This window comes from Streptomyces sp. NTD107, assembly GCF_059510435.1.
The window spans coordinates 640,426-662,809 of record NZ_JCAJZV010000002.1; the positions used below are offsets into that span (position 1 = coordinate 640,426).

Annotated in this window: 20 protein-coding genes; 9 read left to right on the forward strand and 11 right to left on the reverse strand. The window is 71.3% G+C overall.

What is annotated here, in order from left to right; translation table 11 throughout:
• Positions 1-19 precede the first annotated feature (19 nt).
• The 3 genes from AC5WRL_RS06795 (at position 20) to AC5WRL_RS06805 (ending at position 4,574) form a co-directional block, all read left to right on the forward strand.
• Positions 20-2,605, forward strand: coding sequence for an ATP-dependent Clp protease ATP-binding subunit (locus AC5WRL_RS06795; RefSeq protein WP_496087387.1), 2,586 nt, complete (start codon positions 20-22; stop codon positions 2,603-2,605).
• A gap of 88 nt (positions 2,606-2,693) precedes the next feature.
• On the forward strand, positions 2,694-3,644 hold the full coding sequence (locus tag AC5WRL_RS06800; RefSeq protein WP_496087388.1) for an intradiol ring-cleavage dioxygenase: 951 nt from the start codon (positions 2,694-2,696) through the stop codon (positions 3,642-3,644).
• A gap of 90 nt (positions 3,645-3,734) precedes the next feature.
• Positions 3,735-4,574, forward strand: coding sequence for a dioxygenase family protein (locus AC5WRL_RS06805; protein WP_496087389.1), 840 nt, complete (start codon positions 3,735-3,737; stop codon positions 4,572-4,574).
• A 44-nt stretch (positions 4,575-4,618) separates the two neighbouring features.
• Here AC5WRL_RS06805 and AC5WRL_RS06810 read toward each other — a convergent pair whose 3' ends face one another.
• The gene (locus AC5WRL_RS06810) at positions 4,619-5,425 is read right to left on the reverse strand and encodes a class I SAM-dependent methyltransferase (RefSeq protein ID WP_496087390.1); all 807 of its coding nucleotides are present in this window, start codon (positions 5,423-5,425) and stop codon (positions 4,619-4,621) included.
• 22 nt (positions 5,426-5,447) lie between these two features.
• Complete coding sequence (locus tag AC5WRL_RS06815) at positions 5,448-6,008, reverse strand: hypothetical protein (protein WP_496087391.1); 561 nt, start codon at positions 6,006-6,008, stop codon at positions 5,448-5,450.
• Between the two features lie 283 nt (positions 6,009-6,291).
• Between AC5WRL_RS06815 and AC5WRL_RS06820 the strand changes: the two genes are divergently transcribed.
• Positions 6,292-7,518 carry an RNA-guided endonuclease InsQ/TnpB family protein gene (locus AC5WRL_RS06820; protein WP_496087392.1) on the forward strand — a complete coding sequence of 409 codons (1,227 nt, stop codon included), beginning with the start codon at positions 6,292-6,294 and terminating at the stop codon, positions 7,516-7,518.
• 13 nt (positions 7,519-7,531) lie between these two features.
• Here the strand turns inward: AC5WRL_RS06820 and AC5WRL_RS06825 are convergent, their stop codons facing one another.
• Both AC5WRL_RS06825 and AC5WRL_RS06830 read right to left on the reverse strand, forming a co-directional pair.
• Positions 7,532-9,280 (reverse strand): PHP domain-containing protein, encoded by a 1,749-nt coding sequence (locus AC5WRL_RS06825; protein WP_496087393.1) that lies wholly within the window; start codon positions 9,278-9,280, stop codon positions 7,532-7,534.
• A 144-nt stretch (positions 9,281-9,424) separates the two neighbouring features.
• Positions 9,425-9,595, reverse strand: a complete 171-nt coding sequence (locus tag AC5WRL_RS06830; RefSeq protein ID WP_496087394.1) for a hypothetical protein — start codon at positions 9,593-9,595, stop codon at positions 9,425-9,427.
• Positions 9,596-9,772: 177 nt separating this feature from the next.
• On the opposite strand from AC5WRL_RS06830, the gene AC5WRL_RS06835 reads away from it, so the two are divergent.
• Positions 9,773-10,336, forward strand: a complete 564-nt coding sequence (locus tag AC5WRL_RS06835) for a hypothetical protein (protein ID WP_496087395.1) — start codon at positions 9,773-9,775, stop codon at positions 10,334-10,336.
• Positions 10,330-11,211, forward strand: a complete 882-nt coding sequence (locus tag AC5WRL_RS06840) for a hypothetical protein (protein WP_496087396.1) — start codon at positions 10,330-10,332, stop codon at positions 11,209-11,211. Before AC5WRL_RS06835 ends, AC5WRL_RS06840 begins: the two co-directional genes overlap by 7 nt.
• A gap of 49 nt (positions 11,212-11,260) precedes the next feature.
• On the opposite strand, the gene AC5WRL_RS06845 is transcribed toward AC5WRL_RS06840, so the two are convergent.
• Together AC5WRL_RS06845 and AC5WRL_RS06850 are read right to left on the reverse strand one after the other, a co-directional pair.
• Positions 11,261-12,079: an ABC transporter permease gene (locus tag AC5WRL_RS06845; protein ID WP_496087397.1), complete on the reverse strand. Its 819-nt coding sequence runs from the start codon at positions 12,077-12,079 to the stop codon at positions 11,261-11,263.
• Positions 12,076-12,987, reverse strand: coding sequence for an ABC transporter ATP-binding protein (locus AC5WRL_RS06850; RefSeq protein ID WP_496087398.1), 912 nt, complete (start codon positions 12,985-12,987; stop codon positions 12,076-12,078). Before AC5WRL_RS06850 ends, AC5WRL_RS06845 begins: the two co-directional genes overlap by 4 nt.
• 134 nt (positions 12,988-13,121) lie before the next feature.
• On the opposite strand from AC5WRL_RS06850, the gene AC5WRL_RS06855 reads away from it, so the two are divergent.
• From AC5WRL_RS06855 to AC5WRL_RS06865, 3 genes are all read left to right on the forward strand, one after another.
• Entirely contained in the window at positions 13,122-14,342 is a 1,221-nt protein-coding gene (locus AC5WRL_RS06855; RefSeq protein WP_496087399.1) for a sensor histidine kinase, read from the forward strand.
• Positions 14,339-15,007 carry a response regulator gene (locus AC5WRL_RS06860; protein WP_496087400.1) on the forward strand — a complete coding sequence of 223 codons (669 nt, stop codon included), beginning with the start codon at positions 14,339-14,341 and terminating at the stop codon, positions 15,005-15,007. The genes AC5WRL_RS06855 and AC5WRL_RS06860 overlap by 4 nt, the downstream gene beginning before the upstream one ends.
• 156 nt (positions 15,008-15,163) lie before the next feature.
• A complete protein-coding gene (locus AC5WRL_RS06865; protein WP_496087539.1) occupies positions 15,164-16,288 on the forward strand; it encodes a protein-L-isoaspartate O-methyltransferase family protein in 1,125 nt (374 codons plus the stop codon).
• Positions 16,289-16,450: 162 nt separating this feature from the next.
• On the opposite strand, the gene arfA is transcribed toward AC5WRL_RS06865, so the two are convergent.
• The 5 genes from arfA to AC5WRL_RS06890 all read right to left on the reverse strand — a co-directional run bounded on the left by arfA (position 16,451) and on the right by AC5WRL_RS06890 (position 22,236).
• Complete coding sequence (arfA, locus tag AC5WRL_RS06870; RefSeq protein ID WP_496087401.1) at positions 16,451-17,974, reverse strand: arabinosylfuranosidase ArfA; 1,524 nt, start codon at positions 17,972-17,974, stop codon at positions 16,451-16,453.
• Between the two features lie 164 nt (positions 17,975-18,138).
• Positions 18,139-19,125 (reverse strand): arabinan endo-1,5-alpha-L-arabinosidase, encoded by a 987-nt coding sequence (locus AC5WRL_RS06875; RefSeq protein ID WP_496087402.1) that lies wholly within the window; start codon positions 19,123-19,125, stop codon positions 18,139-18,141.
• A 44-nt stretch (positions 19,126-19,169) separates the two neighbouring features.
• The gene (locus tag AC5WRL_RS06880; RefSeq protein WP_496087403.1) at positions 19,170-20,015 is read right to left on the reverse strand and encodes a carbohydrate ABC transporter permease; all 846 of its coding nucleotides are present in this window, start codon (positions 20,013-20,015) and stop codon (positions 19,170-19,172) included.
• Entirely contained in the window at positions 20,012-20,896 is an 885-nt protein-coding gene (locus AC5WRL_RS06885; protein ID WP_496087404.1) for a carbohydrate ABC transporter permease, read from the reverse strand. The genes AC5WRL_RS06880 and AC5WRL_RS06885 overlap by 4 nt, the downstream gene beginning before the upstream one ends.
• Entirely contained in the window at positions 20,893-22,236 is a 1,344-nt protein-coding gene (locus AC5WRL_RS06890) for an extracellular solute-binding protein (RefSeq protein ID WP_496087405.1), read from the reverse strand. The genes AC5WRL_RS06885 and AC5WRL_RS06890 overlap by 4 nt, the downstream gene beginning before the upstream one ends.
• Positions 22,237-22,384: the final 148 nt, after the last annotated feature.

Genomic DNA, 22,384 nt, shown 5'->3' on the forward strand with positions numbered 1-22,384 from the left:
TCTTGCTGTAGTGGAGAGCATGAGCATGCCCTTCGGATCGTCCTCCCCGTCCTCGCCGGACCCCTTCTCCGATCTGCTCAACCGCTTCTTCGGCATGTCGCCGCTCGCCTCGCCCCCCGCCGTCCAGCGGGTGCCGATCGGGCGGCTGCTCACCGACGCCGCGCGCGAACTGATCTCGCTCGCCTCCGGGCGGGCCACCCGGGACGGCAGCGAGGACCTGGACACCGGGCATCTGCTGTGGGCCGCCACCCAGGTCGAACCCTCCCGGGGGCTGCTCACCGGCGCCGGGGCCGACCCCGACCGGCTCGCCGAACGCATCGAGGACACCCTCCCGCACCCCGGCACCCGGGCCGGCGCCCCGCTCGGCCTGACCCCGGCCGCCAAACGCACTCTCATCGCCGCGCACGCCCGCTCCCGGGCGGCCGGCGTCTCCTACATCGGCCCCGAGCACATCCTGGGCGCCCTGCTGGATGACCCGGACTCGGCCGCCGCCCGCCTCCTGCTCACCGACGCCCGGGTGGACAGCGCACGGCTGCGGGAATCCGCCCGCCCCGGCCGGCCCGCCGAGAGCGCGGCCCGGATGGGAGCCACCGGGACCGCCGCCGAACGGGAGAGCACCACCCCCACCCTGGACCTGTACAGCCGCGATCTGACCGAGGAGGCCCGCGCCGGGCAGCTCGACCCGGTGGTCGGCCGCGCCGAGGAGATCGAGCAGACCGTCGAGATCCTCTCCCGCCGGACCAAGAACAACCCGGTGCTGATCGGCGAGCCCGGCGTCGGCAAGACCGCCATCGTCGAGGGCCTCGCCCAGCGCGTCGTCTCCGGCGACGTGCCCGCCACCCTCGCCGACCGCCGGGTGGTCGCCCTCGACATGACCGCCCTGCTCGCCGGGTCCAAGTACCGGGGCGAGTTCGAGGAGCGGCTCAAGAACGTCATCGACGAGGTACGGGCCACCGAGCGCTCCACCATCCTGTTCATCGACGAGCTGCACAACGTGGTGGGCGCCGGCACCGGCGGCGAGGGCAGCATGGACGCCGCCAACATCCTCAAGCCCGCCCTGGCCCGCGGCGAACTCCACGTCATCGGCGCCACCACACTGGACGAGTACCGGCGGCACGTCGAGAAGGACGCCGCCCTGGAACGCCGCTTCCAGCCGGTCACCATCCCCGAGCCGACCGTCACCGAGACCGTACAGATCCTGGAGGGCCTGCGGGACGCGTACGAGGCACACCACCAGGTGCGCTTCACCGACGAGGCGCTGGCCGCAGCCGCCGAACTCTCCGACCGCTATCTCTCGGACCGGTTCCTGCCCGACAAGGCCATCGACCTGCTGGACCAGGCCGGCGCCCGGGTCCGGCTCAGCGGCGGCCGGGACGGACACGGCGGCCCCGAGGCGCAGCGCCGCCGCGAGCGGACGGAGTCCCTCAACCGGGAGAAGGACCAGGCCATCGCGGTCGAGGACTACGAGCGGGCCGCCGAGATCAAGCAGCAGCTCGCCACCATCGAGGCGGAGGGCCCGCCCGCCGGGGCGGGCGCCGACCACCACGAGGGGGTACGGACGGTCACCGCCGACGACATCGCCCAGGTGCTCTCGCGCGCCACCGGCATCCCCGTCGCCCAGCTGACCGAGAGCGAACGGGCCCGGCTGCTGCGCCTGGAACACGCCCTGCACGAGCGGATCGTCGGCCAGGAGGAGGCCGTCACGGCGGTGTCGGAGGCGGTACGCCGCTCCCGCGCCGGGATGGGCGACCCGGACCGGCCGGTCGGCTCGTTCCTCTTCCTCGGGCCGACCGGGGTCGGCAAGACCGAGCTGGCGAAGGCGCTGGCCGAGCTGCTGTTCGGCGACGAGAGCCGGCTGGTGCGGTTCGACATGAGCGAGTTCCAGGAGCGGCACACCGTCTCCCGGCTGGTGGGCGCCCCACCCGGCTATGTGGGGTACGAGGAGGCCGGGCAGCTCACCGAGCAGGTGCGCCGGCAGCCGTACCGGGTGCTGCTGTTCGACGAGGTGGAGAAGGCCCACCCCGATGTGTTCCAGCTGCTGCTCCAGGTGCTGGACGACGGGCGGCTGACGGACGGCCAGGGCCGTACCGTCAACTTCCGCAACACCGTCGTGATCATGACCAGCAACCTCGGCGCCGATCTCATCCTGTCGCACGGCGGCGAGGTGGAGGAGATCAGGACCGAACTGCTGGACCAGCTGCGGCGCGGCTTCCCGCCCGAGTTCCTGAACCGGATCGACGAGACGATCATCTTCCACAAGCTGTCGGAGACCGATCTGGAGCGGGTGGTGGACCTGCTGCTTGAGCGCAGCAGGCGCCGGGTGCGGGCGCAGGGCATGCGGCTGGATGTCACCCCGGCGGCCAAGGCGCTGCTGGCGGAGCGCGGCCACCAGCCGGAGTACGGGGCCCGGCCGCTGCGCCGCACCATCCAGACCGAGCTGGACAACCGGATTGCCACGCTGCTGCTCGGCGACCGGGTGGACAGCGGCGACACCATCACGGCGGACGCGCGCGGCGATCATCTGGTGGTGTCGGTCACCCGGGCGGCGGACGCGGAGGCCCAGGCGCGGGCCGAGGGCGAGGGCATGCCGCCGCCGATGAGCTGAGCCGAGCCGCCACGGCGAACGTACGTCCGAAGAAATCTCTTACCCGCGCCTCAGCGGATTCTCAGAACCGGTCCTTAACGTCTCCGCCATGATGACGGAACGCGAATTCGAACTCAGCCGCCGCAAGATCCTCGCCATCGGCGGGGCCGGCGCGGCAGGACTCGCCCTGGCCGCCTGCTCAAGCGGCGGCAGCGGGGGCGGCGACAGCGGTACGGACACGGGTACGGACACCGGCGCGGGCACCGCCACCGGCGGCACCGGCGACACCAGCTCCTCGGCCCAGTGCGTCCTCACCTCCAATGTGACGGAGGGCCCCTATTACCTGGACGGCCAGCTGGTCCGCAAAGACATCACCGACGGCAAGGCGGGCGTCCCGCTGACCCTGCGACTGACCGTGCAGGACACCACGGACAACTGCGACCCGGTGCCCGGCGCGGCCGTGGAGATCTGGCACTGCGACGCCTGGGGCTACTACTCCGGCTACACCGAGAACTCCCCCGGCGGCGACGTCCCGGCCGAATCGGCGGACGGCAGCGGCGCCGACTCCGAGAGCTTCCTGCGCGGCTACCAGATCGCCGACGACAACGGCCTGGTGGAGTTCACCACCATCGTGCCGGGCTGGTACAGCGGGCGCGCCTGCCACATCCACGTCAAGGTGCACACCGGCGGCCAGCAGGCGGACGGCAGCTACGCGGGCGGCAAGGTCAACCACACCGGCCAGCTCTTCTTCGAGGACGACCTGCTGACCGGCGTGTACGCGCTGGACCCGTACAGCAGGCACACCGGCGACGGGCCGATGAAGCTCGCCGAGGACGGCATCTACCCGGGGAACGGCGCACAGGGCGGACTGCTGACCATGACGGCGGTCAAGGAGGGCGATGTGTCGGCCGGGTACACCGGAACGCTCACCATGGGCATCGACCCGGACGCCGAGGACGACAGCGGGGGCGGCGGCGGGAACGGCGGCGGGGACGGCGGCCCGGGCGGCGGGCAGCCGCCGGAGGGCGGACCGGGCGGCCAGGGCGGCAGCACCTCGTGACCCGTCCCCGGTGAGCCATTACGGTGGCGACATCTGTTCGGCCAGCCGGGACCGTGCTCAATCCACCATGATGAACCTAGCTTGATCCTCATGACGGATTACAGACTCAGCCGCCGTCGCGTGCTGGCCATCGGCGGAGCCGGCGCCGCCGGATGGGCACTGGCCGGCCACTGCCCCGCGACCGCCGCACCGGCCGGGCCGGACGCGCCGACCGGGCCGGCCGGTCCGGCCTCGGCCGCCAGCGGCGAAAGGGCGGGCCACCGGTACGAACTCACCACCCACCGCTCCGACGGCCCGTACGCCCTGCCCGCCGCCCAGAACCGCCAGAACATCACGGACGGCAAGCAGGGCGTACCGCTCACCCTCGAACTGACGGTGCGGGAGCGCGGCGGCAACGGCGCGGCGCTGTCCGGGGCCGCCGTCGAGGTCTGGCACTGCGACGCCTGGGGCTACTACTCGGGCTACACGAACGCCAGTCCGGGCGGCGAGGTGCGGGCGGAACGCGAGGACCGCAGCGGCGCCGACCCGGAGTCGTTCCTGCGCGGCTACCAGGTGACCGACCCGGAGGGCCGGGTCACCTTCCGCACCATCGTGCCCGGCTGGTACGCGCCCCGCGCCCCGCACATCCACGTCCGGGTGCACCTGGGGGCGGAACCGGCCACCGGCGGCTTCGAGGCGGAGGCCACCCACTTCACCGGCCAGCTGTTCCTGCCCGACGAACTGGTGGCCCAGGTGTACGAACTCGACCCGTACGCCCAGCACATCGGCGACGGCCCGACCACCCTGAACCGCGACATCGTCTACACCGGCGGCGGCGCACCCGACGGCCTGCTGTCCCCGACCCGGGTCAACGCCCGCGCCCTGACCGCCGGCTACACCACCGCCTTCAGCCTGACCACCCCCACGAGAGAACCCCAGGCAGCCGGCTGACCGACCGCGCGGCCCGCCGGGTGGCGGGCCGCGCGGTCGGGCTCTCAGGCCGAGCCGTGGGCGAGCAGAGCGGCGTGCGGAAGGAGCAGCGTGCCGTCCGGTGCGGCGAACTCGGCGCCGAGCACGTCGAGATGGCGTCTGATCTCGGCGACAACGGCGGCCGGCTGGCTGACGATGATCTGCCCGATGGTCGCCACTCCACCCACCGGACCGCTCCACCACTCCTCGACGGTGGTCCGGTGCTCCCAGCGCACCGTGTCGCAGCCGGCACCCGCCCACCCGGCCGCGGCGAGCAGCGCGGCGAACCCCTCCGCCGTACGCGGAAAATCCTCCTCGGGTGCCAGGGCGGGCAGCCCGTCCGGACGGGAGACACCGGCCGCCCGCACGGCCCGGCCGAGCAGCGTCTGTCCGGCCGCGGGCGGAGCGGCCCAGACGGTGACCGCGATCCGGCCGCCGGGGCGGGTCACCCGGCGCAGCTCGGCCAGGGCGGCGCGGGGCCGGCCGACGTGATTCAGCACGAAGTTGCCGGCCACCGCATCGAACACACCGTTCGCGAACGGCAGTCGCGGCAGCGCGGCGGTACACACCCGGGCCGCCGGTGCGGCCCGCGCCGTACGGGCCGCCATCCCCGGATCGGCGTCCACGGCGGTCACCCGGGCACCGCGAGCCCCGGCCGCCACGGCGACCGTGCCGGTGCCGGACCCCACATCGAGGATTCGGGTTCCCGCCCGTGCCCCCGCCGCGTCGAGCAGCGAGGGCACGGGGTGGGCACACAGCCGGGCGAACCCCCGCGCATAGGCGTCCGCCCGCCCGGCCCAGATCCGGCGCTCGGACACATCGAAAGCCGTCATAAGAACCGACGTTAACGCACCGTCAGTCGTGGTCCGCGCCGCAGCAGGGGTGCGGATCCGGGGTCTCGAAGGGGACGTACGTGCCGCCGAGCGCCGGCATCAGGCGCAGCAGCAGGCGGCCCGCGACCCATTCGGGGCGCACGTGCGAGCGGGTGATGAGCACCGTGTCCGGGTCGGCGGGGGTGCCGCCCAGCACCTCGGCCGCCTCGATCGCCGTCCCGGCGAGGAGTTCGGCGACCGTCAGCCGCTCCGGCAGCTCGCCGGAACCGGGGAAGTACACCGCCCGGCCGCCCGTCCGCGCCGTGTGCTCGGCGGCGGCCGGCCCGGCCCCCGTACCGTCCATCCGCACCCCCGGCTCCGCGCGGAGGCGGTCCCGGACCGCCTCCGCCGCGCCGGCCCCGGGCACCGCGAACGACAGGGCGAGGCCCGGCCGCTCCCCCGGCGGACGCACCCGGTGGACGCAGGCGTACGCACCGGCCGGCAGCGGGAGCAAGCCGGCCAGCCGGTGCAGCACATGGTCGGCGGCGCGCAGGGTGGCCGTCTCCGGTCCGGCGTCGACGCCGATGACGTGGAGCGTGGTCATCTGGCACCTCCGGAGATGCCCCGGTCTTCGAGGTGGGGAGGAAATGGACCCCTGCGGAGCGGGGCAGGGAACGTCGAGTCTCCGTCAGGGTGAGTCGGCGTTCGCCGGGTGGCCCGCGAAGGCGGTCTCCAGAAGGTGGATGATCCAGGTGTTGGCCGGTCTGCGGCCCCGTTTGACCGTCGCAGTGAGGTGTTCGGTGGGGAGTCGGACGGTGATGTGCTTCTCTTCATCCTGTCACTACTGTAGTTGTCCGAGTGCGTTGAGTTGCCGTACGTTTGGCGTCGTGACGGCGGTATCGAGACAGGCGGGGGATGCCGGGCACGCCCGGTACACCTACCGCCTGCGGGTGTCGTCGACCGCTCGCACCGCCCTGGAGGCGGAGTGGGCGCGGTGCCGGTGGATTTGGAACGAGTGCGTGGCCCGTTCGAGGAGAGCGCACGCCGAGGGCGAGAAGTGCGGTCCGGCCCGGTTGGACAGGATGCTGACCGGGGCGCGTACCGCGAACGCGTGGCTGCGCTCGGGCAGTTCGGTGCCGCAGCAGCAGGCCATTCGCGACTTCGCCGCCTCCCGCGCCAAGGCGTTGAAGGACATCAAGGCCCGGTTGCCGCAGTCGCGACGGGCGGGGATGCCGAAGTACAAGAGGAAGCGGGCCGCCGATCCGACGCTGAACTATACGCGGCGGGGGTTCCGTCTCAAGGACCGGCGTCTGCATCTGGCGGGCGGGATCGTACTGCGCGTGGTGTGGTCCCGGGATCTGCCCAAGCCGCCGTCCTCCGTCCGCGTCCACCGGGACAGCCTGGGCCACTGGTACGCCTCGTTCGTCGTAGTGACCACCACCGAGGCTCTGCCCAACACCGGGCGGGACATCGGCATCGACTGGGGTGTGCGCGACACCGCGACCACCACCAGCGACACCCACGACCTCCCGCACGCCCAGCACGGCAAGACGGCCGCGCGGCGGCTGGCCCGCTACCAGCGGATGATCGCCCGCAGGAAACCCCGGCACGGACAGCCCGGTTCGAGAGGCTACCGGGAAGCAAAGCGGCAGGTGGCGAAGGTCCACAAGAAGGTGGCGCGGCAGCGCGAGGACACCGGCCGGAAGTGGGCCAAGGCTGTCGTCCGCGACCATGACCGCATCGCGGTCGAGGACTTCCGCCCGAGGTTCCTCGCCAAAACCACCATGGCCCGCAAGGCCGCCGACGCCGCGATCGGCGCCACCAAGCATGCCTTGATCCACATGGCCCGTAAACACGGCCGCGAACTCCACCTCGTACACCCCGCGCACACCACCATGGACTGCGCACAGTGCGGAGCGAGAACCAAGCACGCACTACCCCTCTCGGAACGAACCTACGCCTGCACCGCGTGCGGAGCCGTGTCCCCCAGGGACAAGAACTCCGCACACGTGATGCTGGCCCGGGCTGGTCTCCACCCGGCTGGCGCTGATCGTGTAAGAGCTGCCGGACCGCCGGTCCACAGCCCACGTGAGCCAGAAATCCCCTCCCTCTAAGGGAGAGGAGGATTCAAGAAGGGAGCACCCAGATGGGGTTGGAGTAGAACCACAGGTCGCGCCACGGGTCGGCGTCGCCGACGACGTCCAGCGCCGGGCCGTTGGGGTCGGTGGCGGCGCCGTGCAGACCCACCTGCGTGCGGTTGCCGTCGGTGCCGCGCACCCGTACGTACACCGGGCGGTCGATCTTGCCCAGCTGGTAGGTGAGGGTGACGGACCCGGTCGACTTGTTGACCTCGAAGGACTTGGCGACCTTCGTGCCCGGGGCGCGGAAGCTGTCGCGGTCACTCGCCTTGCCGGTGACATCGCCCTGGATGACGTCCACCCGGGCCAGCTTGGGCACGAACTGGGCCCAGTTGGCGCCGTTGGCCAGCGAGATCTCCAGCCGCAGCTCCACGCTCGTACCGCGCTTGACCTGGAGGGTGCCGCCGAGGGTGGCGGTGCGGTTGCCGCCGCGCAGCTGGGCGTTGAGGCCGGAGATCAGCCCGCCGTGGTCCACCCAGACCCGGCCGTTGCGGATGCCGTCCATGACGGCGGCGTACGAGAAGGAGGTGGCGCCGACGTGGGTGCGGCTGTACTGGCCGGGCCAGTAGTCGCCGGCGTCCAGGTTGAGGCCGCCGGAGTAGACCGGGTCGCCGTGGTAGCCGTTGGCGTCGAAGTTGGTGTCGGAGGGGCGGGCGGAGGTGTCGGCGTAGTTGCTGTGCGAGTCGGAGTTGGCGCTGATCCACCAGGGCTTGCCCTCGGCGAGCAGGCTGTCCCACAGGCCGCCGACGGTGGCGGTCATCCAGTCGAAGCCGCCCCAGGTGCGGTAGCTCTCGGCCGGGTAGGCGGGGAAGGAACCGGCGCCCGGGCTGGAGTCGTAGTAGCCACGGCCGGAACCGGGACCGCCGGGCTTGGCGATGCCGGCGGCCTGGTGGCCGGGGGCGCCCTCCATGCCGACCGCGATCCGGGGCTGCGCGTCGCGCCAGGCGCGGATCTCGTGCGGGGAGTCGATGCCCTTGCGGGAGGGGTGGTTGGCGAGCATGAGCGCGTCCGAGACCTTCTTGCGCTGCACCTGCTCGGCGAGGAAGTTGAGGCCGGAGATGGCCAGCGCCTCGTTCGCGGGGGTGTCGGCGGTGGCGTTCTTGACGGCGCCGTCGTAGCCGGTCTCGAACTGCTTGAGGACGTCGACCTCGTTCTTGCCCGGGTGGACGAAGACGGTGGCGTGCTCGGCGGCCGGGATGTTCCACTCCAGGCCCTGGAAGACCAGAGTGTCCTGGTACTTCTCGCGGGCGGCCTTGATGTCGGGGTTGACCTTCTCCACGCCGATGCGGGAGTGGTTGAGGCTGCCGTGGTCGGTGATGACCATCCAGTCCAGGCCGAAGCGGGAGCCGTTACGGACCTGGTCGGCGACGCGGTACTGGCCGTCGGAGCTGTACTGGGTGTGGATGTGGTGGTCGCCGGCCAGCCACAGCATCCGGCCGTTGCCGTTCCCGTTGCCGTTGTTGCCGGTGGGGCGCGTCCCGGGCGCCGCGGCGGCGGCCTCGAACGCGGAGGACCCCAGCACGCTCGCGCCCGCGATCCCGGCCCCCAGCAGCCCGGCGCGGCGCAGCATCGACCGCCGGGAGAGCTGGTCGGGGCTCAGCTCGCTGTCCGGGATCTCCGCGTCCATGGCCGCCGGCAGCGGTCTGGGCTCGGCATCGTGGTCGTGATGGTGATGGTGACCGTGACCGTGGTCGTGGCCGTGATCATGACCGTGCGGGTGGTGGTGTCCGTGCCCCATGGGGTTGCTCCTGTTCCGGGCTTCGCTGCTGCCGCAGGAACTCTGAGAGTGCCAGGTGAACACCACCCCGTATCGATGCCACGAGGAGAAGAACAAAGGAGAAGAATGCTCGGGAAGCACCCGTAACGACTGCCCCCGCCCGGGTCAGCGGCCCTGGCCGGGCGTCGGCTCCGTACGCTCGGTGATCTCCCCGGCGGTCTCCTCGGCGCTGACGGTGGTCCCCCCGGCCAGCGCCAATAGCCCGGCGGCCAGCACCCCGGCCCCCAACGCGGCCAGATTGCGGCGTCCGGTGGGCCTGCGGTGCCTGCTGCTCATGGGGTCCTCTCCACCTGCCGACTCCGGCCTGTACTCCTCAACCTAGAAAGCGCTTGTAGCACCGTCAATCCCCGCCGGGCGCCGGTTCGGTGGACGTTCTGCGACGCCATGCCACGGATCGGTCACAGCCTTCCGCCGCCGCTTCTGGCGGAAACCCGCCACCATTAGCCTGAGTACGTGATGACTGGGATGTCGAAGTTGCGGGCAAGTGTGGTGGCTGTTCCGGTACTGGTGGCGATGCTGGCCACCGGCTGCTCTTCGGACAGCGGGGGCGACGACCCCATCGACGTGCCGACGCCGAGCGCGGACGTCCCCGACGACGGCACGTCGGGAACGGCGGACGACGAGGCGGAGCTTGAGGCGTTGTTCCTCAGCTATATGGATGCGATGGTCCAGTTGGAGAATGGGCTGGTCCAAGACGGTTCATCGTTCGACGGGCTCGCGGACACGGTCGTGATCCAGGAACAGGTTGAACGAGTCGGCCTGTTGGCCGAATTGGGACTCGTCAGTGAAGGGGAACCGCAGATCAGCTCGGTCACTTCACATATCGATGGTGACCAGGCCAGCGTTGAAGCGTGCGTCAACACGGACGAGTGGCTGCTTGTCGACGAAGAGGGAGAGCCCGTAACCGTCGAGAAAAGCGGCTCGGACGCCATGATCCTGCTGGCCGAGCGGCGCGACGCGGGGTGGATCGTCTCCGAACACCCCGAGAGCTATGAGGGAGTGACTCTCACATGCTGAAAGCATCTTCGTCCGCCCTGGCGAAGGCATTGGCCATCATAGCGATGACATGCCTGCTGATTCCGTTCACCGGTTCATCAGCCTCCGCCAAGCTTCCGGCCTGTAGCAAAATTGTCGAAACCAACAAGGGGAATCAGGTCGACTACAGCAATTGCGGGGGCGGCTCGCAGGAAGAGTCGGGCAGCGGCGGTGGGGAGGGCTCAGGCAACAGCACTCCGTCCTGCGACCTGTCCGTAATGGCCGGGCAGGGCAACACCCGTTGGTGTGAGGGCACCACCATGTGCTGGGCGCATATTCCCTCCTCTGTCTACAAGACACAGGAGGAGGCCCCGGAGCAGCCGCCGCCCAGCGCTGATGCTGTCTACATCTTCAAGTGGTGTGTCAGCGCCGATGGCGAGAGCAGTTATAACTGGATGTGGTACACCCCCGATGAGATCTCCATCGAGGAACTTGCCTGGCAGGCATACGGCCAGCTGAACATCCCCAGCTTCACCCTGGAGTTCAATCCGCCGCGCAAGGCGGTCATCTTCATCGACACCTGGTGGTGGGCCTCGGGTGTCACCGATGGTGCGCTCACCGGGAGTTCGGCGGCCGGGCTGGTGGCCATCGCCGAGCCGGAGCGGATGGAGGTGGACCCGGGTGACGGCAGCGGGGTGCTGTCGTGTCCGTTCAGCACCACCAAGTCCGACGCCTGCTCCTCCACCTATGAGCGTGCCTCCGACGGCTACCCGGCCCGGGCGCGGCTGGTGTACGGGGTGCGGTTCGAGAACAACGGGGCCCCGCTGGAGGTGCCGGGGCTGCCGGCCACCATCGAGTCGGAGTGGCAGGGGGTCACCGTTCCGGTGACCGAGGTTCAGGCGAGCGTCGTCGGCTGAGGCGCCGGCGGTTGGCCGGCCGGGGGTGGGCCCCGGCCGGCCCTGGCGGTCACAGGTCCCTGCGGTGCACCACCACGATCGCCGTCAGTGCCGCGAGCAGCGGCCAGGCCGCCAGCACGATCCACGATTCGGTGGCGGACGCCGGGTACTTGCCCAGGTCGAAGTCCATCGCCGGGTTGGTGGTCAGGGCGTTCCAGGCGCGGATGGGCATCGCGTTGCCGATCTCCGTCACCCAGCGGTAGGTGTCGCCGCCGAACAGCGTGGGCAACAGGAGCAATACCCCGATGGTGGTCACCACGGTGCCGGTCGCGTGCCGGATCAGGGCTGCGGTGGCCATGCCCACCAGGGCGCTCACCGGGGCCAGCAGCACCGAGGCCAGTACGGCGCCCCGGGCGCCAGGGGCGGTGATCGACAAGCCCCCGTAGTCCCGCAGCAGCCACTGGCTGACGCCGAACGAGGTGACCGCGACGACCGCGCCCATCACCAGGGTGACGCCCGTCACCACGAGCACCTTGGCCGCCACCACCCCCCGCCGGTCCGGGACCGCCGCCATGGTCGTACGGATCAGGCCGCTGGTGTACTCGCCGAAGAGGACGAGGGCGCCGACGCTGCCCGCGATGATCGCCAGGATCTGGAAGGCGGGGTCGACGAAGGCGGAGCTCATCGGGTCGAACATCATGCGCGGGTCCAGGCCCTCCGGCGGCGGCCACATGGTGGCCAGCCGGTCGGCGTTGGAGCGGGCCGAGTTGACGTTGATCGCGATGACGGCGAGCGTGCCCACCCCCAGCACCCAGTAACTGGAGCGCAGCGACCACAGTTTGATCCATTCGGCGGCGAGCAGCTGCCGGAATCGGGGGCGGGGGGTCATCGGGGGTCTCCCGCGGGGTAGTCGAGGCTGTCGGCGGTCAGTTCCATGAAGGCGTCCTCCAGGGAGGAGGTCGTGGTGGTCAGTTCGAGCAGCACGAGGCCGTGTCGCAGGGCGAGTTCGCCGATGCGCGCCGCGGTGGGCCCGGTGACCGTCAGGGCGCCGTCGTCCCCCGGGTCGACCCGCGCGCCCTCGGCGGTCAGTGCGGCCGTCAGCGCGGCCGGATCCGGGGTGCGCACGGTGACGGATTGCCTGGCGCCCCGGGCCGCGAACTCGGTGACGCTCTCGGCCGCGATCAGTTCGCCCCGGCCGATGACCACCAGATCCTCGGCGGTGTGCTCCACCTCGCGCATCTGATGGCTGGAGACGAAGACGGTTCGGCCCTCGGCGGCCAGTCTTCGGAAGAGGTCGCGGATCCACCGGACGCCCTCGGGGTCGAGGCCGTTCAGCGGCTCGTCGAAGACCAGGACGGGTGGGTCGCCGAGCAGCGCGCCCGCGATGCCGAGCCGCTGCTTCATGCCGAGCGAGAATCCGCCGATCCGGCGTCGCGCCGCGTCCGCCAGACCCACCTCCCCCAGCACCTCGGCGACCCGCGCCCGGGGGATGCCGTTGCTCACCGCCAGCGCCGTCAGATGCGCCGAGGCGGTGCGTCCGCCGTGCACATCGTGGGCGTCCAGCAGCGCGCCGACGTGGCGCAGGCCACGCGGGAGCTGCCGGAGCTGTTGGCCGCTGACGGTGGCGGTGCCGGAGGTGGGGTCGTTCAGCCCGAGGATCATCCGCAAGGTGGTGCTCTTGCCGGCGCCGTTGGGGCCGAGGAAGCCGGTGACCTTGCCGGGCCGGACGGTGAACGTCAGATCGCGGACGGCGGTGGCCGGCCCGTATCGCTTGGTGAGGTGCTGTACTTCGATCACCTGCCCCACGGTGCCGTCCGGGTCCCGTGCCCGGCATCGGCCCGCCGGCCGCAATCCCGGCGCGCACGGTAGCCCCGGGGCGTACGCCCGCCGGCCAATGGTCCGACCGCGCCCCGGCGCCTAGCATCGGCTCCATGAGCACCACCGCCACCGCGCCCCCGCCCGCCGCGCCGTCCCCGTTGCGGCGCGTCCCGCCCGGCGTGTGGCTGGTGCTGCTGTGGTGCGCGGGCACCGTGTACACGCTGGTCATGGACACCCTGACCCACATGATGGGCCCCTGGTACTTCGTGTTCGGCAGGCCCTCGGGCTCCATGACCGGCTGGCCGATGCTGTCGGTGGCCGCCGTGCTGATGATCGCCGCAGGGGTGCTGCGGCGGCGCACCCTGCTCGCGTTCTCCCTCCTGCTGGCCGGCACGGTGATCACCACCATGGGGATCTCCGTGAAGGACATCCCGCTGTTGCAGTTCCTGCCGGCCGATGTGGCGCTGTGCTTCATCGCGGCGACCTGCCCGCGTCGTACCTCCCTCACCGCCGCCAGGATGGCGGTGGGTGTGCTGATCGGTTACGCGGCGATCCGGGTGGCGCTCGGGATGCCGGCGGAGGTCTCGACGGCCGCCACCGTCGTACTGACCGCCGTCATCGCCTGGCTGATCGGCCACTCCATCCATCAGGGCCGCGCCCACGAGGAGGCACTGCGCGCCCAGGCGGCCGAGGCGGCGGTGACCGCCGAGCGGCTGCGGATCGCCCGCGAGGTGCACGACATGGTCGCGCACAGCATCGGCATCATCGCCATCCAGGCCGGGATGGGCGGCCGGGTCATCGACAGCCGGCCGGCCGAGGCCCGCAAGGCGCTGGGCGCCATCGAGGCCACCAGCCGGGAGACGCTGTCCGGACTGCGGCGGATGCTGGGCACGCTGCGCCGCCCCGTACCGCTCGGCCCGACCCCCTCGCTGGCCGACCTCGACGGGCTGGTGGCCACGGCCCAGGGCGCCGGGGTACGGGTGGCGGTGCGGTGGGACGGCGAGCGGCGCCCGCTGCCGGCCGACATCGAGCTGGCGGCGTTCCGGATCGTTCAGGAGGCGGTGACGAATGTGGTGCGGCACGCGCGGACCGGGAAGTGCCAGGTGACGCTGGGCGTCACCGACGGCGGACTGTCGATCGAGGTCACCGATCAGGGGCGGGGTCCTGGCGCGGCCGGCGGGGCGGGGCGGGGAGCCACCGGTTACGGGATCGTCGGCATGCGGGAGCGGGCCGCGCTGCTCGGCGGCACGCTGACGGCCGGGCCGGGCCCGGCGGGCGGCTACCGGGTGGCGGCGGTGCTGCCGCTGCCCGTACCGGTCGGGGTCGGCCGGTGACCGTACGCGTGCTGCTCGCCGACGATCAGCCGCTCATCCGCACCGGGCTGCGGGTGCTGATGGCCGATACGGCCGGCCTGGAGGTGGTGGGCGAGGCCGGCACCGGGGCCGAGGCGGTCGCGCTCGCCGCCGGACTGCGGCCCGATGTGGTGATGATGGACATCCGGATGCCGGGCATGGACGGCATCGAGGCCACCGGGATCATCACGGCGGGCGGCGCGGGGGCGCCCCGGGTGCTGGTGCTCACCACCTTCGACGACGACGCGTATGTGTACGGGGCGCTGCGCGCGGGGGCCAGTGGCTTCCTGGTGAAGGACATGGCGCTGGACGACATCCTGACGGCGGTGCGGGTGGTGGCGGCCGGGGACGCGCTGATCGCGCCGGGGGTCACCCGGCGGTTGATCGAGGAGTTCGTGGCCCGCCCGGCGGTGCGCCCGGCCCCGGCGGCCGTCGTCCGGCCGCTGCCGGAGAGTGTCACCGAGCGGGAGCGTGAGGTGCTGGTCCTGGTGGGCCGGGGCCTGTCCAACGCGGAGATCGCCGCCGAGCTGACGATCAGTGTGGCCACGGCGAAGGCGCATGTGGCGCGGTTGTTCACCAAGCTGGCGGCCCGGGACCGGGTGCAGTTGGTGATCACCGCGTACGAGGCGGGGCTGGTGTCGGCATAGCGCGTCATCCGTGGTGTTCGTTCCCGCGTGCGGGGTCGCATATGCCTTTGTCCCCTTCCGCGTACTCGTTCATCTCCTGCGGCTTGCGCGAGGTTTACGTGGGGTAGGGCTCATGGTCGGAATCGCCGCCCCCACAGGAGAGGCTCCACCGTGCCGATGGAGTTGCCCCGCGCGCATGCGCCGCCACCGCAACCGCCGCCGCCGCTGGCCGACGCGATGATCCGGGTGCCCCGGCACCAGTTCATTCCGGCCGCGGCCTGGGCCCAGCCCCCGGCCGGGGAGGGGTACTGGATCGACCGGGAGCGCGACCCCGGCCCGTGGTGGCGGGCGGTGTGCTCCGACACCGTGATCTATACGCAGTTGGACGACGGGGCGACCGAGCTGACGGCGGCGAACGCCGCCCGTACCTTCGCGCCGACCTGCTCGGCGTCGAGCCCGCTGCTGATCGCCGCGTTTCTGCGCCGGCTGGCTCCCGGGCCCGGGGACCGGGTGCTTGAGGTGGGGACCGGCACCGGCTGGACCGCCGGGCTGCTGTCCGAGCTGACCGGCTCCGTGGAGCGGGTGACGACGGTCGAGATAGACGCCACGCTGGCGGCGGTCGCCGACGCCAGTCTGCGGGCGGCCGGGCTGCGGCCCCGGATCGTGGTCGGGGACGGCGCCGCGGGGGCGCCGGAGCACGCGCCGTTCGACCGGCTGCACATCACCGCCGGGGTGCGGGAGATCCCGTACGCCTGGATCGAACAGACCCGGCCCGGTGGCGTCATCGTGCTGCCGTACGCGCCGGTGATGCGGCTGGTGCGGCTGGTGGTCGCGGACGACGGTACGGCGCTGGGGACGTTCCACGACGACTGCGCGTTCATGCTGCTCCGCTCGCAGCGCGAGGCGCCCGGGGCGGCGGCCGTCACCGCCGGTCCCGGTCCGGCCAGGACGCGTCGGCTGGAGCGCGATCCGGCGCCGCTGCTCGATCCGCCGCCCGGGCTCCAGTTGCTGTTCGACGTGCTGCTCGGTGATCTGCCCTGGGCGGACCGGGACGGCGATCCGGTGCTGTCCGCCGCCGGCTCGCGCGCCGCTGTACGGGATGGCCGGGTCGTGCAGAGCGGGCCGCGCGATCTGTGGGACGAGGCGGAGCGCATTCACACCACATGGACCGACCGGGGCTCGCCCGGACCGGACCGGATGGGCCTGCGGCTCACCCGGGAGCGACAGTACGTATGGCTGGATGATCCGTCCTTCGCGGCGGCGGACATCCTCACCACGAGAGGGGATACGGACGATGGCTGAGTGTGGATCGTGCGCGGGCAAGGGGTGGGTCTGGGTGCACTACGACGGCAAGCGGAAGAAGGAGAACTGCCCGATATGCACCCAGAAGTAACCGCGTGACCGGGCAACCGGGCAACCGGCCGGGACCGCGAACGGCGGTCCCGGCCGGCGGGGCCGGGGTGGTTACGCGAGCCGGATGACGTTCCAGGACAGCGGCTCCAGGGTGGCGGTCAGCGTGCCGCCGGCCAGCTCCGTACCGGCGCCGGCGTGCGGGGCGACCCGCTCGGTGTTCTCCAGCGTGTTGCGGGCGTCGGGGTCCGCGTCGGACAGGACGCTGTGCTCCACCACCCGGCTCAGCTCCAGGCCGTGCAGCACCGCCTCCAGCGGCAGGGCGTCGGTCTGGCTGCGGTTGACGGCGAAGATGGTGACCTCGCCGGTCTCCTCGTTCCGCACGGCCGTGGTGTGCAGCAGGTCCACCGTGCCGAACTTCTTGGTCTCGTAGGTGGGCGAGTCGGCCCGTACGTCCAGCACCGTGCCGCGCCCGTACTTGGAGGCGGCGGCGAAGGGGAAGTAGGTGGTCTGCTTCCACGCCGGGCCGCCCGGCTCGGCGAGGATCGGGGCGATGACGTTGACCAGCTGGGCCAGGCAGGCCACCTTGACCCGGTCGGCGTGCCGCAGCAGGGCGATCAGCAGCGAGCCGAAGACCACGGCGTCGACGACGCTGTAGTGGTTCTCCAGCAGCCGGGGGACCTCCTCCCAGTCCTCCTGCGGCGGGTCGGTGTGGGCGGGGGCGTCCGGGTTCATGTACCAGACGTTCCACTCGTCGAAGGAGAGATTGATCCTCTTCTCCGACTTGAGCTTGGCGCCGACGTGGTCGCAGGTGGCGACGACCTTCTCGATGAAGGACTCGGTGTCCACCGCCGAGGCGAGGAACGAGTCGCGGTCGCCGTCCTTCTCCTCGTAGTAGGCGTGCAGCGAGACATGGTCGACCAGGTCGTAGGAGTGCTGGAGGACGGTGGCCTCCCACTCGGCGAAGGTGGCCATGCCGGAGCCGGAGCTGCCACAGGCGACGAGTTCCACGTCGGGGTCGATCTGCCGCATGGCGCGCGCCGTCTCGGCGGCCAGCCGCCCGTACTCCTCGGCCGTCTTGTGGCCGGTCTGCCAGGGGCCGTCCATCTCGTTGCCCAGGCACCACAGCTTGATGTCGAACGGGTCCTTGTCGCCGTGCGCGGCGCGCAGGTCGGACAGGGCGGTGCCGCCGGGGTGGTTGGCGTACTCCTGGAGTTCCAGGGCTTCGGCGACGCCGCGGGTGCCGAGGTTGACGGCCATCATCGGGGTGCCGCCGACCTTGCGGACGAAGTCGATGAACTCGCTCAGCCCGAACTGGTTGGACTCGGTGGAGCGCCAGGCCAGGTCGAGACGGCGCGGCCGGTCCTCCTTGGGGCCGACGCTGTCCTCCCACTTGTAGCCGGAGACGAAGTTGCCGCCGGGGTAGCGGATGGCGGTGACGCCGAGTTCGCGGACCAGGTCCAGGACGTCGGTGCGCAGCCCGGCGGCGTCGGCGGTGGGGTGGCCCGGTTCGTAGATACCGGTGTAGACGCAGCGTCCCAGGTGCTCCACGAAGGAGCCGAAGAGCCGCGGGTCCACCTCGGAGACGGCGAAGGCGGGGTCGAGGGTGAAGCGGGCGGTCGTCTGCTGAGCACTCATGCGGGTCCCTGACTGACTGAACGGTGTTGTTCGATGGTGTTCGTTATTTCGTACATCGGTCGCAGCTTCGAACAAAAAGAAAATCTAAGGTGGGAAGGAGCCGGCGTCAACGGGGTCCCCGTCACGTCCGCCGGCTCCTCTTCCTCTCCACTCCCCCGGCCGCGTCAGCCGCTGGTCGGCACCACCACCGGCCAGCCGGCCGCCGTCCAGCCGAGCCGGCTGATCGCCAGATGCGGCTCACCGCCGCGCTGGGTGTCGTAGTAGTGGTACACGAGCAGATCCCGCCCGCCGTCGCCGAGCAGCACATGCTGCCCGCCGGGGCCCAGATACCGGCCGCTGTTGCCCAGCAGCAGATCGCCGCCGCCGTTCAGCATCGAGCGCCCGGCGCTGTCGGTGAACGGGCCGGTCGGCGAGGTCGAGCGGCCCACCCGGATCTTGTACGTGGAGTCGAGCCCGGCGCAGCAGCGGTCGTACGAGGCGAACAGGTAGTACCAGCCGCCGCGCCTGACGACCTGGCCGGCCTCCACCGCGTACGGCGCGTCGGGCCGGGTGGCGAGGTGGGTGATGGGCGGGTTGCCGCTGCGCAGCCCGGTGGCCGGGTTCAGCTCCACGATGTGGATGCCGGTCCAGTACGAGCCGAACGTCATCCACAGCCGGCCGCCGTCCCACAGTACGGCCGGGTCGATGGCGTTGTACCGGTCGCCGGTGGCACTGGTCAGCACGATGCCCCGGTCGGTGAAGGTGCCGGGCGCGCCGGTGGGGCTGGTGGCCAGGCCGATGGCGGAGTTCTGCGAGCCGAAGGTGGAGACGGCGTAGTAGAGCCAGTACTGGCCGTTCGCGTAGGAGATGTCCGGGGCCCAGGGGCGGTCCTCGGTGCTGTAGCGGTCCCACCAGGCGGGCACGTTCTGCGGGGCGAACGCGCCGCCCTGCCGGGTCCAGTTGACCATGTCGGTGGAGACGTGGGCGTCGACGTTGCGGTGCGAGCCGTAGGCGACGTACCGGCCGTCGGCGAGCCGGATCATGGTCGGGTCGTGCAGTTGGGTGTCCCCGGCCGCGGGGTACGGGTCGGGGTACTCGGCCGCCCCGGCCGGGCCGGCCGGGAGGGCGACCGCCAGGGTGGCGGCGGTCAGTAAGGTCAGCAGGCGTTTCATTCCCGTTCTCATTCCCGTGCGGCTCCTTTGCGGACGGTGATGGGTCACTGGCCGGCGATGCCGGTGTGCGCGACGCCCCGGACGATCTGCCGCTGGAAGAACACGAACACGATCAGCAGCGGCAGCGCGGCCAGCAGGGACATGGCCATCAGCTGGGCCCAGCGGATCCCGAAGCTGGACTGGATGGTGGCGAGCCCGACCGGGAGGGTGGCGAGGTCCGGGTCGGTGGTGGCCAGGTAGGGCCACAGGAAGTTGTTCCAGGAGCCGATGAAGGTGAAGATCGACACGGCGGCCAGCACCGGGCGGGACAGCGGCAGCACGATCCGGAAAAAAATCCGCCAGCGGCCGGCCCCGTCGATGGTGGCGGCCTCCTCAAGCTCGGGCGGCACCGCCTGGAAGAACTTGTAGAGGATGAACAGCATGGCGGGCGCGGCGACCTGCGGCAGGATGACGCCCCAGTAGGTGTCCACCAGGCCCAGCGACCGTACGTTGGCGAACTGCGGGGCGGTGATGACCGTCCCCGGCACCATGATGCCGGCCAGGATCAGCCCGAACAGCGGCTTGCGGAACCGGAATTCGGTGCGGGCGAAGCCGTAGGCGGCCAGCGCGCACACGGTGACGGTGAGCGCGGTGACGCCGGTGGACACGATCACCGAGTTGAGCAGCCAGGCGGGGATGTCGCCCTCGCCGAGTACCTTGCGGTAGGCGTCCGGGCTCATGTTGGACTGGAGCCACTTCAGCGGCAGTTTCTGGGTGTCGCCCTCGGGCTTGAGGGAGGTGGACAGCGCCCACCCGAAGGGCACCAGCCACAGGGCGGCCAGCAGGCTCGCGATGGCGGTGAGGGTGATCTGCCCGGCGTTGCGCCGGAGCTTGACGCGGATGGTGCTCACTGGACCTTCTCCCCCCGGGTGCGCAGCAGCCACATCCGCAGCAGCGTGACCGTGACGATGAGGACGAAGACGATGTACGAGATCGCCGACGCGTAGCCGATGCGGTAGCTGGTGAAGCCCTGCTGGATGACGTACTGGACGACGGGCCGGGTCTCGTTGTTGGGGCCGCCGCCGGTCATCAGGAAGATCTGGTCGAAGACCTGGAGCGAGGCGAGCAGTTGGAGGATGACGATGAGGCCGGTGATGTTGCGCAGCATCGGCACCGTGATGTGCCACATGCGGGCGATGGGTCCGGCGCCGTCCAGCGCGGCGGCCTCGTACAGGTGGCCGGGGATGGACTGGAGGGCGGCGAGGTAGAGCAGGAAGCTGAAGCCGACGGTCCACCACACGGTGGCGAGCACGATGGAGAACATCGCCCAGTCGGCGTCGATCAGCCAGGGCACCCGGTGGCCGAGGGTGTTGTTGAGCAGCCCGAAGTCCGGTTCGTACAGCCACTTCCACATCTGGGCGATGACGGCGGAGGGCAGCAGGAACGGGGCGAAGAAGGCCAGCCGCCAGAACCACTTGCCGCGTTTGATGTGGTGGGCGAGGAGGGCGAGGCCGAGGGCGGCGAGCACGATCAGCGGGGTGATCATGACGGTGAACTTGAGGGTGTTGCCCAGGGAGTCCCACACCGCTTCGTCGCGGAACGCCTCGCGGTAGTTGTCGAGGCCGATGAACTCGGTGTCGATGCCGGCCAGGTTGGTCTCGTTCAGGCTGTACCAGAAGCCGGAGATCAGCGGCCAGATCAGGAACAGCGCGTACAGCAGCAGGAACGGGGCGACGAACCAGGCGCCGTGCTGGAAGAGGCCGCGGCGGGCGCGGATCGCCGGGGCGCTCATGCCGCGCTCCGTCCGCCGAAGGGGTTGCGGGTGGCGAGCAGTTTGCCGAGCGCCGCCCGGATGTCCCGGACGCCCTGGGCCGGGGTGGTGAAGCCCATGGCGGCGGCGGAGATGGTGTTGCCGACATCCGTCTGGAGCGCGGACTGGGTGCCGGCGAACCAGGCGGGCGGGTCGAAGGCGGCCTGGTCCATGGCGGCGCGGTATTCGGCCTGCGGCTCCATGGCGAGGTAGGCGGGGTCGGCCAGTACCGGGAGATAGGCCGGGACATGGCTGGCGGCGGCCCAGTCGATGCTGTTGCGCAGCAGCCAGGCCATCAGCACGTGGGCGTTCTCGTGCGCCGGGCCGCCCCGGTTGTCCTGGTGCGGCAGGACGAGGGTGTGGCCGTCGGCCTGGCCGGCGGGGGTGTCGCCGAGGATGGTGGGGAACGGGGTGACGCCGAAGTCCATCGCGGCGTCCCGGAAGTTGATGACCAGCCAGTTGCCGAACCAGACGAAGCCGCCGCCGTTGACGAGATAACCCACCAGGTCCTGGCCGGGTATGCAGTATTCCTCGGCCACCAGGCGGGCGAGGAAGGCCAGTACGGTCTCGGCCTTGTCGTCGTCGAGGGCGATGGCGGTGGAGTCGGGGCTGAGCAGCGCCCCGTCCGTCTGGGTGTAGAGGGAGAGGAACGCCCACCAGCATTCGACGGGTTGCAGGGCGTTCCAGCCCAGTGGTGAGGCGCCGGTGACCTCGCGTACGGCGTCCAGCGCGGCGAGGAAGCCGGCCTCGCCACGGGTGGGGAGCAGCTTGCCGTCCGGGCCGAGCAGTCCGGCCTGCTCGCACACCGGGCGGTTGTAGAAGTGGACGAAGGCGAAGACGTCCAGCGGCAGCCCGTACAGCCGGCCGTCGATGGTGGCGGCGTCCCACAGCAGTGGGTTGAAGTCCTCGCGGCGGATGCCCTGTTGGGCGAGCAGGTCGGTGTCGATGGGGTCCAGGAGCCGGCCGGGGGCGAAGCCGGGCAGCCGGCCGAGGTGGACGACGCCCAGTTCGGGGGCCCGGCCGCCGGCGCCGGCCATGGCGAGCTTGGTGTAGTACGGGGCGCCCCACTCCAGGGTGACGTCGTCGACGGTGATGCCGGGGTGTTCGGCGCGGAACCGGTCGAGCATGGCGCGCATGTTGGCGCCGTCGCCGCCGCCGAAGAGGTTCCAGAACCGGACGCGTTCGCCGTCGCCGGCGATCGAGACCGGGGATCCGCACCCGGTGGCGAGCGATCCCAGCGCGGCGGCACCGCTCGCCCCGGCGGCCCCGGCCAGCAGTCGGCGCCGGGTGAACCCGGGTGGTGGAAGGGAGTGTTGGGACATCGGCGGCTCTCATCCCCATAGACACAGTCGATCGATATTTCGAACGACGATCGGATATCCGAACGCGCTCGAAACGTAAGGCCGCCGCACCACAGGGTCAACCGTCAGGACACAAGAACCGAAATTTTCCCGCGCCGGCACACAACAG

Coding starts and splice junctions, on each gene's coding strand:
- AC5WRL_RS06825 (WP_496087393.1), bottom strand. CDS start 9,280: ATGGGGCACGGACACCACCACCCGCACGGTCATGATCACGGCCACGAC.
- AC5WRL_RS06830 (WP_496087394.1), bottom strand. CDS start 9,595: ATGAGCAGCAGGCACCGCAGGCCCACCGGACGCCGCAATCTGGCCGCG.
- AC5WRL_RS06840 (WP_496087396.1), top strand. CDS start 10,330: ATGCTGAAAGCATCTTCGTCCGCCCTGGCGAAGGCATTGGCCATCATA.
- AC5WRL_RS06855 (WP_496087399.1), top strand. CDS start 13,122: ATGAGCACCACCGCCACCGCGCCCCCGCCCGCCGCGCCGTCCCCGTTG.
- arfA (WP_496087401.1), bottom strand. CDS start 17,974: ATGAGTGCTCAGCAGACGACCGCCCGCTTCACCCTCGACCCCGCCTTC.
- AC5WRL_RS06890 (WP_496087405.1), bottom strand. CDS start 22,236: ATGTCCCAACACTCCCTTCCACCACCCGGGTTCACCCGGCGCCGACTG.
- AC5WRL_RS06795 (WP_496087387.1), top strand. CDS start 20: ATGAGCATGCCCTTCGGATCGTCCTCCCCGTCCTCGCCGGACCCCTTC.
- AC5WRL_RS06805 (WP_496087389.1), top strand. CDS start 3,735: ATGACGGATTACAGACTCAGCCGCCGTCGCGTGCTGGCCATCGGCGGA.
- AC5WRL_RS06800 (WP_496087388.1), top strand. CDS start 2,694: ATGATGACGGAACGCGAATTCGAACTCAGCCGCCGCAAGATCCTCGCC.
- AC5WRL_RS06845 (WP_496087397.1), bottom strand. CDS start 12,079: ATGACCCCCCGCCCCCGATTCCGGCAGCTGCTCGCCGCCGAATGGATC.
- AC5WRL_RS06885 (WP_496087404.1), bottom strand. CDS start 20,896: ATGAGCGCCCCGGCGATCCGCGCCCGCCGCGGCCTCTTCCAGCACGGC.
- AC5WRL_RS06865 (WP_496087539.1), top strand. CDS start 15,164: ATGGAGTTGCCCCGCGCGCATGCGCCGCCACCGCAACCGCCGCCGCCG.
- AC5WRL_RS06815 (WP_496087391.1), bottom strand. CDS start 6,008: ATGACCACGCTCCACGTCATCGGCGTCGACGCCGGACCGGAGACGGCC.
- AC5WRL_RS06875 (WP_496087402.1), bottom strand. CDS start 19,125: ATGAAACGCCTGCTGACCTTACTGACCGCCGCCACCCTGGCGGTCGCC.
- AC5WRL_RS06810 (WP_496087390.1), bottom strand. CDS start 5,425: ATGACGGCTTTCGATGTGTCCGAGCGCCGGATCTGGGCCGGGCGGGCG.